The organism is Streptomyces mutomycini (genome assembly GCF_001700505.1).
GTDB lineage: Bacteria > Actinomycetota > Actinomycetes > Streptomycetales > Streptomycetaceae > Streptomyces > Streptomyces mutomycini.
In genome coordinates, this window is the sequence record NZ_MAPV01000186.1 from 1 (window position 1) to 16,092 (window position 16,092).

Below are 16,092 nucleotides of genomic sequence, written 5' to 3' on the forward strand. Positions count from 1 at the left end.
CACCATAGGGCCCGCCGCCGCAGGACCCGTACGGCGGCGGCGGGCCCTATGGTGGTGCGGATCCGCTGGCCGGCATGCCGCCGCTCGCCGAACCTGGCAAGCGGATCCTCGCGCGGCTGATCGACTTCCTCATCATCTCGATCCCGCTGTACCTGATCTCGCTGCCCTTCGGCGGGGCGGTCGACGTCACCTCGGACGACGGCAACGACGACTTCGGCAACGCGGTGGGCGACGCCTACTCAGGTCATCAGCTGGTGTGGTCGCTGATCGGCCTGGTGGTCTACGTCGCCTACGACACGTACTTCACGCACAAGGACGGCCGGACCATCGGCAAGCGGCTGCTGAAGATGCGCGTCGCGATGCTCAACGACGGCTCGGTGCCCGACACGAGCTCCTCGCTGATGCGGGCCGTGGTGCTCTGGCTCCCGGCGCTGCTGTGCTGCCCCTGTCTGTGGTGGCTCATCAACATCGTGCTGATGTTCACGGACAAGCCCTACCGGCAGGGCCTGCAGGACAAGGCGGGCAAGACCGTCGTCGTCAGCGCCCCCTGAGCGGCGGGAGTTCAGCGACGCAGCGAGTGCCCGCCGACGTGCTCCCGCTGTGCGGTGGCGATCTCGATGTCCTCGACCGTGCGGTGCGTACGGGCGGCGGCGGGCGGAGCCGTCACCGGCCGGTCCGCCTTCGTGCGGGCAGGCAGCGCCATCGCCACCAGGAGGCCGAGCCCCATCGCCGCGGTGCCGACGGCGGCGATGCCGATGCCCGATTCCGTGCGGAAGAGCAGCAGCATGGCGAGGGCGGAGAAGACGACGGTGGCCGAACCGTATGAGAACTGTGCGGCAGTCGGACGCGGCATGGCGGTATCCGTCCTCGGGGTGTCGGATAGGGCAGTCTCTCAACACGTTCGCACTGTCAATCGACTCTACGACGGTGGATGCCCGTGAGGAACGGGTAGTAAGCGTGACCTAACCCACGGTACCGGTGCACAGGGGGCGCACGGAGTCACACCACCGACGCCGGGGGTCGGCGGCGCGCCGGTCGGGCGGAGCGGCCGGTCCGGATGTACGTCCGGATAACGGAAGAGGTCTCCCGCATAGTGCACTTGGTATGTGCAAGTCAAGATCTGTCTTTTCTCTCGTAACTCCGATCGAATGTCGTCACTTGTGACGCGTTGAACGCGCGCGGCCCGTATTCACCCCCTGGCCGCGGCTGCGAACGCCGGGGAGGACTGCATCAAGTGACCAATCAGAGACGAGCGCTGCGCGCCACCGCCGTAGCGGTGTGCCTGGCCGCAACCGCCGCGACGGCATCCGCCTTCGCCACGGCGCAGGCAGATGACAGGACGTCGGATTCCGGCGCCTCCATCGTGGACCGGCGCGACCCCGCGCCGGCCAAGGCGCACGAGCACGACCTGGAAGGACCCTTCAGCAAGGAGCAGGACGCACAGCGTCAGGCCGCGCTGGAGCAGGTGCTGTCCGGTGAGAAGAAGGTGACCGCCAAGGGCGGTTCCAAGGTCGTCAAGCTCGGCAAGAGCAAGTACGTCGAGCTCGGCCGGGAGAAGACCGACAAGATCTTCACCATCCTCGTGGAGTTCGGCGACCAGGTCGACGACACCACGATGTTCGACCCCGACGGTGACGGCCCGAAGCCGCCCGTCAAGAAGTACGGCGGCACGCCGGGCCCCCTGCACAACGAGATAGCCGAGCCGGACCCGGCGAAGGACAACAGCACCGCCTGGAAGGCCGACTACGACCAGCCCCACTTCCAGGACCTCTACTTCGGTGAGGGCAAGGGCAAGGAATCGCTGAAGACGTACTACGAGAAGACGTCCTCCGGGCGCTACTCGGTCGACGGCGAGGTCTCCGACTGGGTCAAGGTCCCGTACAACGAGGCCCGTTACGGCTCGAACTACTGCGGCTCGAGCAACTGCGCCAACGTCTGGGACACCGTCCGCGACGGCGTCAACGCCTGGGTCACGGACCAGAAGGCCAAGGGCCGCACCCTGGACGAGATCAAGGCCGACCTCGCGAAGTACGACGAGTGGGACCGTTACGACTTCGACGGTGACGGCAACTTCAACGAGTCCGACGGATACATCGACCACTTCCAGCTGGTGCACGCCGGCGAGGACGAGTCGGCGGGCGGCGGCGCACAGGGCACCGACGCCCTCTGGGCGCACCGCTGGTACGCGTACGGCACCAACGCCGGCGCGACGGGCCCCACGGGCAACAAGGCCGGTGGCGCCGAGATCGGTGACACGGGCATCTGGGTCGGCGACTACACCGCGCAGCCCGAGAACGGCGGCCTGGGTGTCTTCGCCCACGAGTACGCCCACGACCTCGGTCTGCCGGACCTGTACGACACCTCCGGCGGCGGCGAGAACTCGGTCGGCTTCTGGTCCCTGATGTCGGCGGGCTCCTGGCTCGGCACCGGCGACGGCGAGATCGGCAACCTGCCCGGCGACATGACCGCCTGGGACAAGCTCCAGCTCGGCTGGCTCGACTACGACACGGCCAAGGCCGCCACGAAGTCGACGCACAAGCTCGGTGTCTCGGCGTACAACACCAAGAACAAGCAGGCGCTGGTCGTCGAGCTGCCCGCGAAGGAAGTCACCACCACCGTCACGAAGCCCGCGGAGGGCTCGAAGCAGTGGTGGAGCGACATGGGCGACGACCTGTCGAACACCCTGACGCGCCCGGTCGACCTCACCGGCAAGACGTCCGCCTCGCTGGACCTGTCCGGCTGGTACGACATCGAGGCCGACTACGACTACCTCTACACCGAGGTGTCCGAGAACGGCGGCTCCAGCTGGACCGCGCTCGACGGCACGGCGGACGGCCAGGCCATCCCGCGTGACGCCAGCGACAAGCCGGCCCTGACCGACGTCTCGGGCGCGGTCAAGAAGCTCTCGTACTCGCTGGACGCCTACGCGGGCAAGAAGGTCGACCTCCGCTTCCGCTACCAGACGGACGGCGGCGCGGGCGGCAAGGGCTTCACCGCTGACGCCATCACGGTCACGGCCGACGGCGCCGCGCTCTTCACGGACAACGCCGAGGGCGACGACAACGGCTGGACCGCCAAGGGCTTCTCGCGGATCGGCGAGTCGTTCACCAACGACTACCCGCAGTACTACATCGCCGAGAACCGCCAGTACGTCTCGTACGACAAGACCCTCGAGGTCGGCCCGTACAACTTCGGCTTCTCCACCACCCGTCCGGACTGGGTCGAGCACTACGCCTACCAGAACGGCCTGATGGTGTGGCTCTGGGACACCTCCCAGAAGGACAACAACACCTCTCAGCACGCGGGTCACGGTCTGATCCTTCCGGTGGACTCGCACGCCAAGCCGCTGAAGTGGACGAACGGCTCGCTCCTGCGCAACAAGATCCAGCCCTTCGACGCGCCGTTCAGCTGGTACCCGAACAAGGGCTTCACGCTGCACAACGCGGACGTGGCGCTGAAGATCAAGCCGTCGCTGGGCGTCCCGGTCTTCGACGACCGCAAGGGCACGTACTGGTACGAGGAGAACCCGACCGGAAGTGTCAAGGTTTCTGACACCAACACCCGGATCGCCATCGTGGACGAGCCGCTCAGCGGCTCCACGATGACCGTGAAGGTCGGCCCCTCCGGCAAGTAGTCGACAAAGCACCAGGTCAAAGCATGATCGGCCGTCGCCCTCTAGCGGGTGGCGGCCGATCGTGTTTAGGTGCGTCCTACCGAATCCTTATTGACACGAAGTCTCACGGGGGAGCGCGAAGCATGGCAGGCGGAGGTTTCTGCAGGATGCCCAACGGCACTGTGGTGGTGGCACTGACCTTGAACGGTCCGGCCCGCGCATCCGGTCCGGGGGAGCCGGTACGGGTGCTGGTGCACGCGGCGAACCGGGCGCGCGCCCTGACCAGGGTGCGCAATCTCGGGCTGCGCGCCGTCTACCTCAGGGGCAACGCCCAGCCGCCCACCCCCGACGAGGTCACAGCGGTCCTGCACCACCCGGACGGGCTGCTCTGGCGTACGGCGCCCCAGACCGGCCAGGAGCTCTGGCATCCGATACGGGCGCTGCTGGGATCCTCCGGTTACGCGGGACCGGCCCGCCCCGCGGCCTGAGCGCGCGCCGGGCGGGGTCAGACGACCGGCTGGTCAGACGACCGGCTTGCCCGACAGCTCCACGCCGGCGGTCCGCAGCTCGCCCAGGGCCCGCTCCGTGGTCCCCTCTGCGACTCCGGCGGTCAGGTCCAGCAGGACGTGAGTGGCGAAGCCCTCCCGGGCGGCGTCCAGGGCGGTGGCCCGTACGCAGTGGTCCGTGGCGATCCCGACGACGTCCACGGCGGTGACGGACCGGTCCCGCAGCCACTGGGCGAGCCCCGTCCCGTTCTCGTCGACACCCTCGAAACCGCTGTACGCCGCCGCGTACGCCCCCTTGTCGAAGACGGTGTCGATCGCACCGGAGGCCACGGCGGGGGCGAAATTGGGGTGGAAGCCCACGCCCTCCGTGCCGGCGACGCAGTGCGGCGGCCAGGAGTGCTCGAAGTCGGGCGAGGCGGAGAAGTGGTCACCGGGGTCGATGTGGTGGTCCCGGGTGGCCACGACGTGGCTGTAGCCGGGCTGGGCATCACCGATCAGGTCGGTGATGGCGGCGGCGACATCGGCGCCGCCCGCCACCGCGAGGCTGCCGCCCTCGCAGAAGTCGTTCTGAACGTCGACGACGATCAAGGCGCGGTGCATGACGGTTTTCCTTCGGTGGGGGTTCGACGGTTATGCGGATATGAACGGTGGGGACACCCCCGAGCCTAGAGACTCGGGACACCCTGCGGGAGGGGGCGCACACCTCGCTCTCGCGGCCGGGTCCGCCCCGTGGCCGAGAGGACCCGGGCCACGCCTCACACGTACTCGGTGGGCAGCACCGGCTCGCCCCGGGACAGCTGCATCGCCGACATCGGCAGCCCGGCCCGCGCCGCGACGTGCCGCTCCCGAGCGGCCTCCAGCGGCTCCCGGGCGACGACCTCACCACCCTTGACCAGCTCCACCTGGACCTGCCGGTCCACCAGCTCCGGCGGTACCTCCCCGCTGCCGATCACCTCGGCCTCGGCGATCCCCGCCTCGTCCAGCCGGCGCGCCGCCCACTTGCGGCCGCCCCTCGACGACTTCGCGCCCAGCGACTTCTTCACCACCGGCAGCAGCGGGTCGGCCGGATCGGCGGACCGCGCACGCGCCACCAGCTTGTAGACCATGGAGCACGTCGGGTGCCCGCTCCCGGTGACCAGTTGCGTGCCCACCCCGTAGGCGTCGACGGGCGCGGCGGCCAGCGAGGCGATCGCGTACTCGTCCAGGTCGGACGTGACCACGATCTTCGTCTCCGTGGCACCCAGCTCGTCCAGCTGCTGCCGGACCCGGTGCGCGACGAGCAGCAGGTCGCCCGAGTCGATCCGTACGGCGCCGAGCTCCGGCCCCGCGACCTCCACCGCCGTACGGACGGCCTCGCTCACGTCGTACGTGTCGACCAGCAGCGATGTCCCGCGGCCCAGCGAGTCCACCTGGGCCCGGAAGGCGTCCCGCTCGCTGTCGTGCAGGAGCGTGAAGGCGTGCGCACTCGTCCCGACGGTCGGGATGTTGTAACGGAAGCCGGCCGCCAGGTCCGAGGTGGTGTGGAAGCCGCCGATGTACGCGGCGCGGGCCGACGCCACCGCCGACAGTTCGTGCGTGCGCCGCGCGCCCATCTCGATGAGCCGGCGGCCGCCGGCCGCGGCCGACATCCGGGACGCGGCCGCGGCGATCGCCGAGTCGTGGTTCAGGATCGACAGGATCACGGTCTCCAGGAGCACGCACTCGGCGAAGGAGCCCTCGACCCGCAGGAGCGGCGAGCCCGGGAAGTACACCTCGCCCTCCGGGTAGCCCCAGATGTCGCCGCTGAAGCGGTAGTCGGCCAGCCAGTCGACGGTGGGCGCGTCCACGACCCGCTGGTCGCGCAGGAAGGTGAGCATCTCGTCGTCGAAGTGGAAGTTCTCCACCGCGTCCAGCACCCGCCCGGTGCCGGCGACGACGCCGTAGCGCCGGCCCTCGGGCAGGCGGCGGGTGAAGGCCTCGAAGACGGAGCGCCGGTCCGCGGTCCCGGCCTTCAGTGCCGCCTGCACCATCGTGAGCTCGTACTGGTCGGTGAAGAGTGCGGTCGACGGCACACCGACCCGTCGTCCAAGGTCCGCTGAGTTCATGCCGGGGATGCTACTCCCTATTCGTCAAAGTGACGAGATGGGGGCGTCGTTTGTGCGCGGACCCCTCTCTGGTGGCAGCATGGGGTAGGTGAGCGTTGCTGCCCCCGTAGAGATCGAACGTCCCGAATCGGCCGAGGAGACCTTCGCCGTCCCAGAGCCCGATGTCCCCTGGGTGACGCTGGTGCACAACGACCCGGTCAACCTGATGAGCTATGTGACCTATGTCTTCCAGGCCTACTTCGGCTACTCCAAGGACAAGGCGCACAAGCTGATGCTCGATGTCCACCAGAAGGGCCGCGCCGTCGTCTCCAGCGGCAGCCGCGAGGAGATGGAACGCGACGTCCAGGCCATGCACGGCTACGGGCTCTGGGCCACCCTGACCCAGGACCGCAACTGACCCGTCGCAAGCCCACTCCACCCTCCGTCCGACCCACCATCGGAGAATTCATGGCCGGCCACTTCGAGGCCACCCCAGGCGGCGGCGCGTCCGTCGCCCTCGACGAGGTCGAGGTCGCCATCCTGCGCTCCCTCGCCGTCCAGCTGCTCGAACTGATCGGCCCCGGCGACGAACCCGCCGAGGGCGAGGACCCGCTCGCCGCACTCTTCGCCGAAGGTCCCAGCGAGCCGCCCTCCGACCCGGCCCTGGCCCGGCTCTTCCCCGAGGCGTACGGGGACCAGGACAAGGAACTGCGCGAGGCGTCCGCCGAATTCCGCCGCTTCACGGAGAACGACCTGCGCACCCGCAAGCGCGACGACGCCCTCGCCGTCGTACGGTCGCTCGACGCGCTCTCGCCCGTGGCGGACAGTGGCGCGGTGCTCAGCCTCACCGCCGGGGAGTGCCACCACTGGCTGGGCTCCCTCAATGACCTCCGGCTCACGATCGGCACCCGCCTGGAGGTGTCCGACGAGGACGAGGGCCAGGACGGTTCGCTCTACCGGCTCCCCGACGACGATCCCCGCAAGCCGATGGTCATGGCCTATCTCTGGCTCGGCGCACTCCAGGAGACGCTCGTCGAAACGCTGATGCCCGGATGAGACGTCACGGGTTCGCTCAACGGATGCTCAAATCCGAATAACGATCCCGTCACCTGAATGGCGTTCTTTGCTGTGCCTGGAAACGCTTGTCCGCTTTTTCCTGTGGCGTGCGCCACATAATGTCCGGTGGCCCCACCCGGTGCGCGTGATAAATCTTCACGACCGCCCGGGGACGCCACCCCTGTCCCCGGGGGCGCTACAAGCCGGCCGAACGCCGGCGGCACTCCATCCATATCCGGGGGGGATCAGGACCTGATCCGACGCCGACGGCGGCGCGGATCGGCGTGGAGAAAGGCGCACCACCATGACATCGGCGCAGGTCGACAACGGACAGGCGGACGGCCCGAAGGCCGTCGACGCCCCGGCGGGCGAGGGCTACCAGCGTGGCCTGGGCGCCCGGCAGATCCAGATGATCGCCATCGGCGGAGCCATCGGCACGGGGCTCTTCCTCGGCGCCGGCAAGGCCATCGACCGGGCAGGACCCAGCCTCATCCTGGCGTACGCCATCGCGGGCCTGGTCATCTTCTTCATCATGCGCGCCCTGGGCGAACTCCTCATGTACCGACCGGTGTCCGGCTCGTTCTCGGAGTACGCGCGCGAATTCCTCGGCCCCTTCTTCGGATTCGTGACCGGGTGGACGTACTGGCTCTTCTGGGTCGTCACCGGAATCACCGAAGTCACCGCCGCGGCCACCTATATGACGTACTGGTGGGACATCCCGCAATGGCTGTCCGCACTGGTTTTCACCTTCATTCTGTACGGCGCCAACCTGATCTCGGTGAAGCTCTTCGGCGAGCTCGAGTTCTGGTTCTCGATGGTCAAGGCCACCGCGATCATCGGCATGATCCTGATCTGCGCCGGGGTGCTCACCATCGGCTTCTCCGATGCCGGTGACACCGCGACCGTCTCCAATCTGTGGAACGACGGCGGCTTCTTCCCCCAGGGCATCGGCGGCACGCTGATGACCCTTCAGATCGTGATGTTCGCGTTCCTCGCCGTCGAGCTGGTCGGCGTCACCGCCGGTGAGTCCAAGGACCCGAAGACCGTCCTGCCCAAGGCCATCAACACCGTGCCGTGGCGTATCGCCGTCTTCTACGTCGGCGCGCTGATCATGATCCTCTCCGTGGTCCCGTGGAGCACCTTCAAGCCCGGCGTCTCACCGTTCGTCGCCGCGTTCGAGGAGATGGGCCTCGGCATCGGCGCGGCGATCGTCAACTTCGTCGTGCTCACCGCCGCGCTCTCCTCCTGCAACTCCGGCATGTACTCCACCGGACGCATGCTGCGCGACCTCGCCCTCAACGGGCAGGGTCCCAAGGCCTTCACCAAGCTCACGAAGAACGGCCTCCCGCTGGCCGGCACCACCTTCTCCGCAGCCCTGATGCTCGTCGGCGTCTGGATCAACTACCAGTGGCCGGGCGACGCGTTCAACTACGTCGTCTCCTTCGCGACCATCTCCGGCATGTGGGCCTGGATCATGATCCTGATCTGCCAGATCCGCTTCCGCGCCAAGGCCGACCGCGGTGAACTGCCCCAGTCCACCTTCAAGGCACCCGGGGCGCCGTTCAGCAGCTGGTTCGCCCTCGCGTTCATCGGCCTCGTCATCGTCATGATGGCCGTCGACAAGGACGCCAGGATCTCGCTGTACTGCGCACCCGTGTGGGGCCTCGTCCTCGGCGTCTCCTACTTGGTGCTCAAGGCCCGCAACCCCGAGAACAAGGCCTTCGCCAAGCGCTGACCCGCGCAGCGGCAGCCCCGGGAAACGGGTCGCCCCAACGACTCCGTCCGGCATACGGGCCCTCGCGTACCACTCCTCGGTACGCGGGGGCCCGTCTGCTCAAGACCGACCGGCACTCGGGGGGCGGCGTCGCGGGGCTGGGCACGCACATCTGCCGCGTTGTCGTCAATCAACAACGCTCCGCGTTGCCTCAATCCTCCGCCTTGCAGCTGCACGCACCCAGCCCCGCTCCTTCTTCCACCTCCCGAGTGCCGGTCGGTCTTATCCTGGGCGCCATGCTGACCCTTACCCAGGCCCTCTACGACCAGATCGTCGCGCACTCCCGCGAGGACCACCCCGACGAGGCGTGCGGTGTCGTCGCCGGCCCGGCCGGAACGGGCCGCGCCGAACGCTTCGTCCCCATGCTCAACGCCGCGCGCTCACCCACGTTCTACGAGTTCGACTCCGCGGACCTGCTGAAGCTCTACCGCGAGATGGACGACCGTGACGAGGAGCCGGTGATCATCTACCACTCCCACACCGCGACCGAGGCGTACCCCTCCCGCACCGACCTCACCTACGCCAACGAGCCCGGGGCCCACTACGTGCTGGTCTCCACCGCCGACACCGACGACGCCGGCCCCTTCCAGTTCCGCTCGTACCGCATCGTGGACGGCGAGATCACCGAGGAAGAGGTGGAGATCGTCGAGGCGTACCCCGCGGCGGCCTGACGCCCGCGACCGGCTCCGGAAGCACCGGTTCCAGCCGCCGTGTCCACATGGCGAACGCTCGCCATCCGACATGTGGGATCACACTCCGGAATCCGGGTGGGGAATCGATACGATGACCACATGGTTCCCCATGACGTGAGCGAAAAGACGCCGGGCATGCTGCTCGTCGCGCGGCTGCACGTCGACCTGTGCAGGCTCAGCAGCGCGATGTGTCCGGCTTCCGCCTGCCCGTGAACCGCACGGCCTGAGCCGCGGTCCGAGCGAACCACGTACGCACCACCCCCCGCGCGGGGCCACAGACGCGCGCCCCCGCCACCTCCCCGCATTCGACAGGAGCCCACGCCATGGCCATCGAGGTCCGCATCCCGACCATCCTCCGCACCTACACCGACGGCGCCAAGGCCGTCGAAGGCAACGGAGAGACCCTCGCCGACCTCTTCGCCGACCTGGAGAGCCGCCACAACGGCATCCGTGAGCGCATCGTCGACGGCGACAAGCTGCGCCGCTTCGTGAACGTCTACCTCAACGACGAGGACGTCCGCTTCCTCGACGGCATCTCCACCAAGCTGGCCGACGGCGACAACGTCACCATCCTCCCGGCCGTCGCCGGCGGCATGCGCTGATGCGGTACGACTCCCCCCTGGCGGCCGTGGGCAACACACCACTGGTCCGCCTCCCGCGGCTGTCCCCGTCCGAGGACGTCCGCATCTGGGCCAAGCTGGAGGACCGCAACCCCACCGGCTCGATCAAGGACCGCCCCGCCCTCCACATGGTCGAGCAGGCGGAGAAGGACGGCCGCCTCACACCCGGCTGCACCATCCTCGAACCCACCAGCGGCAACACCGGCATCTCACTCGCCATGGCAGCCAGGCTCAAGGGTTACCGCATCGTCTGCGTCATGCCCGAGAACACCTCGCAGGAACGGCGCGACCTGCTCACCATGTGGGGAGCCGAGATCATCTCGTCCCCCGCCGCGGGCGGCTCCAACACCGCCGTACGCGTCGCCAAGGAGCTCTCCGCCGAGCACCCCGACTGGGTCATGCTCTACCAGTACGGAAACCCGGACAACGCCGGCGCCCACTACGCCACCACCGGCCCGGAGATCCTCACCGACCTCCCGTCCATCACCCACTTCGTCGCAGGCCTCGGCACCACCGGAACCCTCATGGGCGTCGGCCGCTACCTCCGCGAGAACAAGCCCGACGTCACCGTCGTCGCCGCCGAACCGCGCTACGACGACCTCGTCTACGGCCTGCGCAACCTCGACGAGGGCTTCGTCCCCGAGCTCTACGACGCCTCCGTGCTCACCACCCGCTTCTCCGTCGGCTCCGCCGACGCCGTCACCCGCACCCGCGAGCTCCTCCAGCAGGAGGGCATCTTCGCGGGCGTCTCCACCGGCGCCGCACTCCACGCGGCCATCGGCGTCGGCCGCAAGGCCGTCAAGGCCGGAGAGCCCGCCGACATCGTCTTCGTCGTCGCGGACGGCGGCTGGAAGTACCTGTCGACCGGTGTCTACACCGCACCCACGACGGAAGCCGCCATCGAAACCCTGCACGGCCAGCTCTGGGCCTGACGTGAACGGGCCCCGCACGACGGCGGGACCCAGGGCCACCGGGAGGCGCGGGACGGGAGAACACCCCGCCCCGCGCCTCCCGCACGCTCACCCCAGCCCGCGCACGCGCCCCCACATCCCGGCGTCCAGCTCCCCCGCCTTACGGCGGAACCCCGACACCGCCACATCCCGCAGCTCGTCCGTCTCGAGGAAGCTCTGCCGGCCCCGCGCGTCCCCCACCGAACCCGCCGGCAGCGCGATCACCCCCGGCCGCTCCTCATGGTGCTTGCTGGTGATCTTGGCGACGACCGCCGTGCCACCCCGCACCGACAGCACCAGACACGGCCGGTCCTTGGACCCGGGTCCGTCCTCGTACGGAACGTCCGCCCACCAGATCTCCCCCGGGCGCGGCTCCCCGTGCGGCCGCCCCCTCTTCCGCTCCGGAGCCCGGCCCGGCGGTCGCGTACGCCCGCCCGGACGCCGCGGGCCACGCCCGCTCCGGCCCCGCCCGTCGGAGACCGCCGCCATGAGCGCCAGCAGGACAACGACGGCCAGGGCCGCCCACCACCACATGTTCATCACCCGACCGTACCGGCGACCCACGGCACCCGGCCTTCCATCGAACCGGTGACAGCACAGGTGAGTTCCCCCACAACGGCAGGCCGTGGAGGAGCGACCAGCGGTTTCGCGCCTTACGCTCGACGGACCGCACGAACCCTCCCCGTTCCCACGCCTCGGAGGTTCACGCTCCATGAAGCTCACCGTCGTCGGCTGCTCCGGCTCGTTCCCGTCCGCGGGTTCGGCATGCTCGAGCTACCTCGTAGAGGCCGACGGCTTCCGGCTGCTCCTCGACATGGGCAACGGCGCCCTCGGCGAGCTGCAGCGCCACATCGGTCTCTACGACCTCGACGCCATCTTCCTCAGCCACCTCCACGCCGACCACTGCATCGACATGTGCGCGTACTTCGTCGTCCGCTACTACCGATTCGACGGCGGGCGCCCCGCATCGATCCCCGTGTACGGCCCCGAAGGAACCGAGCAACGGCTCACCACGGCCCACGCCGACACCCCGTCCGACCACGCCATGGGCGAGGTGTTCGACTTCCACACACTGAAGTCCGGGTCCTTCGAGATCGGCCCCTTCTCGGTCCGCACGGAGAAGCTGCGCCACCCCGTCGACACCTTCGGCATCAGGATCGAGCACGACGGGCGCACCCTCACGTACTCCGGCGACACCGGCACCTGCGACGCGCTGACCGAACTCGCCGAGGGCTCCGACCTGTTCCTCTGCGAAGCGTCGTTCGTCCATGGCAAGGAGGACATCCCGGACCTCCACCTCAACGGCCGCGAAGCAGGCGAGTACGCCGCACGCGCCGGAGCGGGTCGCCTCGTCCTCACCCACATCCCGCCGTGGACGGACGCCGAACGCAACCTCGCCGACGCACGCGAGGTCTACGACGGGCCGGTCGAGCTTGCCGTCCCCGGCGCGGTGTACGAGATCTAGCGCGGGAAGAGAGCAGCGGGCCCCGTCCTCTCCGCGGAGAGGACGGGGCCCGCTGCTTGTCGTACCCGACCTGGCCGGACTACTTGGCCTCGGCCTTCTGGAGCTCGGCGAGCTCCTCGTCGGACTCGCGGCCGGGAGTCGGAAGGTTGAACTTCGTGATCGCGAAGCGGAAGACCACGTAGTAGACGACCGCGAAGCACAGGCCGACCAGCACCAGCAGCCAGGGCTTCGACGCGATGCCCAGGTTCAGCAGGAAGTCGACCAGACCGGCGGAGAAGCCGAAGCCGTCCTTCATGCCGAGCGCCCAGGTCAGAGCCATCGAAACACCGGTCAGGACCGCGTGGATCGCGTACAGCACCGGGGCGATGAACATGAACGTGAACTCGATCGGCTCGGTCACACCGGTGACGAACGAGGTCAGCGCCAGGGAGAACATCATGCCGCCGACGACCTTGCGGCGCTCCGGACGTGCACAGTGGACGATCGCCAGGCAGGCCGCCGGGAGGGCGAACATCATGATCGGGAAGAAGCCGGTCATGAACTGGCCGGCCTGCGGGTCACCGGCCAGGAAGCGGGCGATGTCACCGTGGGCGCCGTTGTACTCGCCGGCCTGGAACCACGGGAAGGAGTTCAGCAGGTGGTGCATGCCGACCGGGATCAGCGCACGGTTGGCGACACCGAAGATGCCCGCGCCGACCGCGCCTGAACCGACCAGCCACTCACCGAAGTTGTGCAGACCCGCGCCGAGCACCGGCCAGATCAGACCGAAGACGATACCGATGACCAGGCCCGCGAAGGCGGAGAGGATCGGGACCAGGCGACGGCCGCTGAAGAAGCCCGCCCAGTCCGGCAGCTTCGTCCGGTAGAACTTCTGGTAGAGCAGGGCCACGACTATGCCCATCACGACACCGCCGAGCACACCCGCGTTGACCGGGGCGTCGCTCATGACGATCTTGCCGTCCACGACGCTCGCGACCTGCGGAAGGTTGCTGTCGGTGAAGGTGGCGAGCACCTTCTGGAAGACCAGGTAACCGGTCACCGCGGCCAGAGCGGTCGAACCGTCCGACTTCTTGGCGAAGCCGATGGCGATCCCGACGGCGAACAGCAGCGCCATGTTGTCGAGAATGGCGCCACCGCCGGCCGCCATGTAGCCGGCCAGCTTCGTGATGACGGTGGGGAACGACTCGCGGCCGAGCATGTCGGCATTGCCGAGCCGGACCAGCAGCGCGGCCGCGGGCAGGACCGCGACAGGCAGCATGAGGCTGCGGCCGATGCGCTGCATGACAGCCATCACGCCGGCGCCCCGCTTCTTCGCGGGGGCCGCCGGAGCGGTGTCCGTACTCATCAACTTCCTCCAGTAGGCAAGGCGCCGCCGGGGACAGGTGATGGGGGGCGGCGACTCGAGGAACGCGGCGGCAGAAACGGCCGCGTGGTCTGGACCACTGAGTGGTGTAGACCAGTTTTAGCACGGTGAGGGTTGGATAAGGAACCTTCAATTTGTCCCGTAGTGCACCCGCCACCCTCGGTGACGCGACGAAGCCCCCGGACCGTGAGGTCCAGGGGCCGCTCGAAGGGGCCGGAGGGGCCTTACTTCGTCAGGTCCTCCTCGATCTTCTCCTCCTCCTCGACGGGCTCGCGCCCCGGGGTCTGGAGGTTGAACTTGGTGATCGCGAAACGGAAGATCACGTAGTAGACCACCGCGAAACACAGCCCGATCGGGATGATCAGCCACGGTTTCGTATCCAGGTGCCAGTTGACGACGTAGTCGATCAGCCCGGCCGAGAAGCTGAACCCCGCGTGCACGCCCAACGCCCAGGTGACGCCCATCGATACGCCGGTGAGGATCGCGTGCACCCCGTACAGCAGCGGAGCGACGAAGAGGAACGAGAACTCCAGCGGTTCCGTCACCCCCGTCACGAACGAGGTCAGCGCCACGGACAGCATCAGCCCGGACACCTCCTTGCGCCGCTCGGGGCGTGCGGTGTGGGCGATCGCCAGGGCGGCGGCCGGCAGACCGAACATCATGATCGGGAAGAACCCCGAGGTGAACTGCCCGGCCGACGGGTCCCCGGCGAAGAAGCGGGAGATGTCGCCCTGGACGGTCCCGTCGTCCCCGCCCGTGAACTCGCCCGCCTGGAACCAGAAGAACGTGTTCAGGAACTGGTGCATGCCGATCGGGATCAGCAGCCGGTTCGCGAAACCGAAGATCGCCGCACCCCATGAGCCCAGGTCGATCAGCTGCTTGGAGAACCATGTCAGCGCGTCGCCCACCGGCTGCCACAGCAGGCCGAACAGCACACCCAGGATCACGCAGAGGAACGCCATCAGGATCGGCACCAGGCGCCGCCCGTTGAAGAAGCCGAGCCAGTCGACCAGCTTCGTGCGGTGGTAGCGCTGCCAGACGACGGCGGTCAGCAGGCCGATGATGATGCCGCCAAGGACCCCGGGGTTCTGCGGCACTCCGTCCGGCGTCGCCTCGGTCACCGTGTCGTCCACCGGGAAGGCCGCCAGTACACCCCGGTAGACGAGGAAGCCGGCCACGGCGGCCAGTGCCGTCGAGCCGTCCGCCTTCTTCGCGAAGCCGATCGCGACACCGATGCAGAAGAGGAGGGGGAGACCCACCTCGCCGTCGAGGATCGCCGTGCCGCCGTTGAGGAGGACCTTCGCGAACTTGTCCCAGAAGGCGCCGTGCAGCGAGGAGTCGAAGAGATTGCCGAGGCTGACGAGGAGTCCCGCCGCGGGCAGTACGGCCACAGGCAGCTGCAGGCTCCGGCCCACCTTCTGGAGTCCCTGGACCGGCCCGTTCCACCACTTCCGCTGCGGTTGCACAGCCGCGTTCGAACTCATCGGCATCCTCCCGGAACACGCCTGGTTTGGCGGTCGTTGCAAACTGGTGTAGACCAGTTGCGTTACGGTGCGGAGCCCTGCCGTTAAGGCGTGGCGCCGGTGATCGTCATCATTAAGGACAGTGCGGTTACCCGCCCGTGAAGTTGGGCCAACCGTGCGTTACCGTGACGAAACGGACCCATGGTGGGGCCGCCCCACGCACGCACAGACCAGGGAGAAGGACATGGCCAGCAAGGCTGAGAAGATCGTCGCCGGGCTCGGCGGTATCGAGAACATCGACGAGATCGAAGGCTGCATCACCCGCCTCCGCACCGAGGTCCACGACCCCAGCAAGGTCGACGAAGCCGCGCTCAAGGCCGCCGGAGCCCACGGTGTCGTCAAGATGGGCACCGCGATCCAGGTCGTCATCGGCACCGACGCCGACCCCATCGCCGCCGACATCGAAGACATGATGTGACCGGCTGACCCGTCGGCCCACCAAAGTCCCACGCGCAGGCCCCGCTCCG

17 protein-coding genes and 1 pseudogene are annotated in these 16,092 nt (G+C 68.5%); 12 read left to right on the top strand and 6 right to left on the bottom strand.

What is annotated here, in order from left to right; translation table 11 throughout:
• Nucleotides 1–11: 11 nt before the first annotated feature.
• A pseudogene (locus BFF76_RS24530) lies at nt 12–551 on the top strand (RDD family protein); the annotation flags it as partial.
• Nucleotides 552–562: 11 nt separating this feature from the next.
• On the opposite strand, the gene BFF76_RS24535 reads toward BFF76_RS24530, so the two are convergent.
• Nucleotides 563–853 carry a hypothetical protein gene (locus BFF76_RS24535; protein ID WP_065849080.1) on the bottom strand — a complete coding sequence of 97 codons (291 nt, stop codon included), beginning with the start codon at nt 851–853 and terminating at the stop codon, nt 563–565.
• 381 nt (nt 854–1,234) lie between these two features.
• Between BFF76_RS24535 and BFF76_RS24540 the strand changes: the two genes are divergently transcribed.
• Both BFF76_RS24540 and BFF76_RS24545 read left to right on the top strand, forming a co-directional pair.
• Nucleotides 1,235–3,634 (top strand): immune inhibitor A domain-containing protein, encoded by a 2,400-nt coding sequence (locus BFF76_RS24540; protein WP_031100156.1) that lies wholly within the window; start codon nt 1,235–1,237, stop codon nt 3,632–3,634.
• A gap of 146 nt (nt 3,635–3,780) precedes the next feature.
• Nucleotides 3,781–4,101, top strand: a complete 321-nt coding sequence (locus BFF76_RS24545) for a hypothetical protein (RefSeq protein WP_031100158.1) — start codon at nt 3,781–3,783, stop codon at nt 4,099–4,101.
• 33 nt (nt 4,102–4,134) lie between these two features.
• On the opposite strand, the gene BFF76_RS24550 is transcribed toward BFF76_RS24545, so the two are convergent.
• Together BFF76_RS24550 and BFF76_RS24555 are read right to left on the bottom strand one after the other, a co-directional pair.
• A complete protein-coding gene (locus BFF76_RS24550) occupies nt 4,135–4,719 on the bottom strand; it encodes an isochorismatase family protein (RefSeq protein ID WP_031100161.1) in 585 nt (194 codons plus the stop codon).
• 155 nt (nt 4,720–4,874) lie between these two features.
• Nucleotides 4,875–6,203 carry a nicotinate phosphoribosyltransferase gene (locus tag BFF76_RS24555; protein WP_065849081.1) on the bottom strand — a complete coding sequence of 443 codons (1,329 nt, stop codon included), beginning with the start codon at nt 6,201–6,203 and terminating at the stop codon, nt 4,875–4,877.
• A gap of 88 nt (nt 6,204–6,291) precedes the next feature.
• Here BFF76_RS24555 and clpS point away from each other — a divergent pair, with 88 nt between their 5' ends.
• From clpS to BFF76_RS24585, 7 genes are all read left to right on the top strand, one after another.
• Nucleotides 6,292–6,600 (top strand): ATP-dependent Clp protease adapter ClpS, encoded by a 309-nt coding sequence (gene clpS, locus BFF76_RS24560; RefSeq protein WP_031100168.1) that lies wholly within the window; start codon nt 6,292–6,294, stop codon nt 6,598–6,600.
• Nucleotides 6,601–6,650: 50 nt separating this feature from the next.
• Nucleotides 6,651–7,238 carry a DUF2017 domain-containing protein gene (locus BFF76_RS24565; RefSeq protein ID WP_031100170.1) on the top strand — a complete coding sequence of 196 codons (588 nt, stop codon included), beginning with the start codon at nt 6,651–6,653 and terminating at the stop codon, nt 7,236–7,238.
• Nucleotides 7,239–7,542: 304 nt separating this feature from the next.
• Nucleotides 7,543–8,973: an amino acid permease gene (locus BFF76_RS24570; protein ID WP_065849082.1), complete on the top strand. Its 1,431-nt coding sequence runs from the start codon at nt 7,543–7,545 to the stop codon at nt 8,971–8,973.
• Nucleotides 8,974–9,248: 275 nt separating this feature from the next.
• Nucleotides 9,249–9,683, top strand: a complete 435-nt coding sequence (locus BFF76_RS24575; RefSeq protein WP_031100174.1) for a M67 family metallopeptidase — start codon at nt 9,249–9,251, stop codon at nt 9,681–9,683.
• A 120-nt stretch (nt 9,684–9,803) separates the two neighbouring features.
• A complete protein-coding gene (locus BFF76_RS34600) occupies nt 9,804–9,917 on the top strand; it encodes a putative leader peptide (RefSeq protein ID WP_324605446.1) in 114 nt (37 codons plus the stop codon).
• Between the two features lie 110 nt (nt 9,918–10,027).
• Nucleotides 10,028–10,306 carry a MoaD/ThiS family protein gene (locus BFF76_RS24580; protein ID WP_031100176.1) on the top strand — a complete coding sequence of 93 codons (279 nt, stop codon included), beginning with the start codon at nt 10,028–10,030 and terminating at the stop codon, nt 10,304–10,306.
• Nucleotides 10,306–11,256, top strand: coding sequence for a PLP-dependent cysteine synthase family protein (locus BFF76_RS24585; protein WP_031100177.1), 951 nt, complete (start codon nt 10,306–10,308; stop codon nt 11,254–11,256). The genes BFF76_RS24580 and BFF76_RS24585 overlap by 1 nt, the downstream gene beginning before the upstream one ends.
• Before the next feature lie 87 nt (nt 11,257–11,343).
• Here BFF76_RS24585 and BFF76_RS24590 read toward each other — a convergent pair whose 3' ends face one another.
• Nucleotides 11,344–11,814, bottom strand: coding sequence for a type II toxin-antitoxin system PemK/MazF family toxin (locus tag BFF76_RS24590; protein WP_031100179.1), 471 nt, complete (start codon nt 11,812–11,814; stop codon nt 11,344–11,346).
• A 172-nt stretch (nt 11,815–11,986) separates the two neighbouring features.
• On the opposite strand from BFF76_RS24590, the gene BFF76_RS24595 reads away from it, so the two are divergent.
• The gene (locus BFF76_RS24595) at nt 11,987–12,739 is read left to right on the top strand and encodes an MBL fold metallo-hydrolase (RefSeq protein WP_053929885.1); all 753 of its coding nucleotides are present in this window, start codon (nt 11,987–11,989) and stop codon (nt 12,737–12,739) included.
• 79 nt (nt 12,740–12,818) lie between these two features.
• On the opposite strand, the gene BFF76_RS24600 is transcribed toward BFF76_RS24595, so the two are convergent.
• Together BFF76_RS24600 and BFF76_RS24605 are read right to left on the bottom strand one after the other, a co-directional pair.
• The gene (locus tag BFF76_RS24600; RefSeq protein WP_031100914.1) at nt 12,819–14,084 is read right to left on the bottom strand and encodes a PTS transporter subunit EIIC; all 1,266 of its coding nucleotides are present in this window, start codon (nt 14,082–14,084) and stop codon (nt 12,819–12,821) included.
• Nucleotides 14,085–14,326: 242 nt separating this feature from the next.
• Nucleotides 14,327–15,586: a PTS transporter subunit EIIC gene (locus BFF76_RS24605; protein ID WP_031100912.1), complete on the bottom strand. Its 1,260-nt coding sequence runs from the start codon at nt 15,584–15,586 to the stop codon at nt 14,327–14,329.
• A gap of 154 nt (nt 15,587–15,740) precedes the next feature.
• On the opposite strand from BFF76_RS24605, the gene BFF76_RS24610 reads away from it, so the two are divergent.
• Complete coding sequence (locus tag BFF76_RS24610; protein WP_078850817.1) at nt 15,741–16,043, top strand: PTS sugar transporter subunit IIB; 303 nt, start codon at nt 15,741–15,743, stop codon at nt 16,041–16,043.
• Nucleotides 16,044–16,092: the final 49 nt, after the last annotated feature.

Coding starts and splice junctions, on each gene's coding strand:
- BFF76_RS24535 (WP_065849080.1), bottom strand. CDS start 853: ATGCCGCGTCCGACTGCCGCACAGTTCTCATACGGTTCGGCCACCGTC.
- BFF76_RS24545 (WP_031100158.1), top strand. CDS start 3,781: ATGCCCAACGGCACTGTGGTGGTGGCACTGACCTTGAACGGTCCGGCC.
- BFF76_RS24550 (WP_031100161.1), bottom strand. CDS start 4,719: ATGCACCGCGCCTTGATCGTCGTCGACGTTCAGAACGACTTCTGCGAG.
- BFF76_RS24555 (WP_065849081.1), bottom strand. CDS start 6,203: ATGAACTCAGCGGACCTTGGACGACGGGTCGGTGTGCCGTCGACCGCA.
- BFF76_RS24565 (WP_031100170.1), top strand. CDS start 6,651: ATGGCCGGCCACTTCGAGGCCACCCCAGGCGGCGGCGCGTCCGTCGCC.
- BFF76_RS24570 (WP_065849082.1), top strand. CDS start 7,543: ATGACATCGGCGCAGGTCGACAACGGACAGGCGGACGGCCCGAAGGCC.
- BFF76_RS24575 (WP_031100174.1), top strand. CDS start 9,249: ATGCTGACCCTTACCCAGGCCCTCTACGACCAGATCGTCGCGCACTCC.
- BFF76_RS34600 (WP_324605446.1), top strand. CDS start 9,804: ATGGTTCCCCATGACGTGAGCGAAAAGACGCCGGGCATGCTGCTCGTC.
- BFF76_RS24580 (WP_031100176.1), top strand. CDS start 10,028: ATGGCCATCGAGGTCCGCATCCCGACCATCCTCCGCACCTACACCGAC.
- BFF76_RS24585 (WP_031100177.1), top strand. CDS start 10,306: ATGCGGTACGACTCCCCCCTGGCGGCCGTGGGCAACACACCACTGGTC.
- BFF76_RS24590 (WP_031100179.1), bottom strand. CDS start 11,814: ATGAACATGTGGTGGTGGGCGGCCCTGGCCGTCGTTGTCCTGCTGGCG.
- BFF76_RS24595 (WP_053929885.1), top strand. CDS start 11,987: ATGAAGCTCACCGTCGTCGGCTGCTCCGGCTCGTTCCCGTCCGCGGGT.
- BFF76_RS24600 (WP_031100914.1), bottom strand. CDS start 14,084: ATGAGTACGGACACCGCTCCGGCGGCCCCCGCGAAGAAGCGGGGCGCC.
- BFF76_RS24605 (WP_031100912.1), bottom strand. CDS start 15,586: ATGAGTTCGAACGCGGCTGTGCAACCGCAGCGGAAGTGGTGGAACGGG.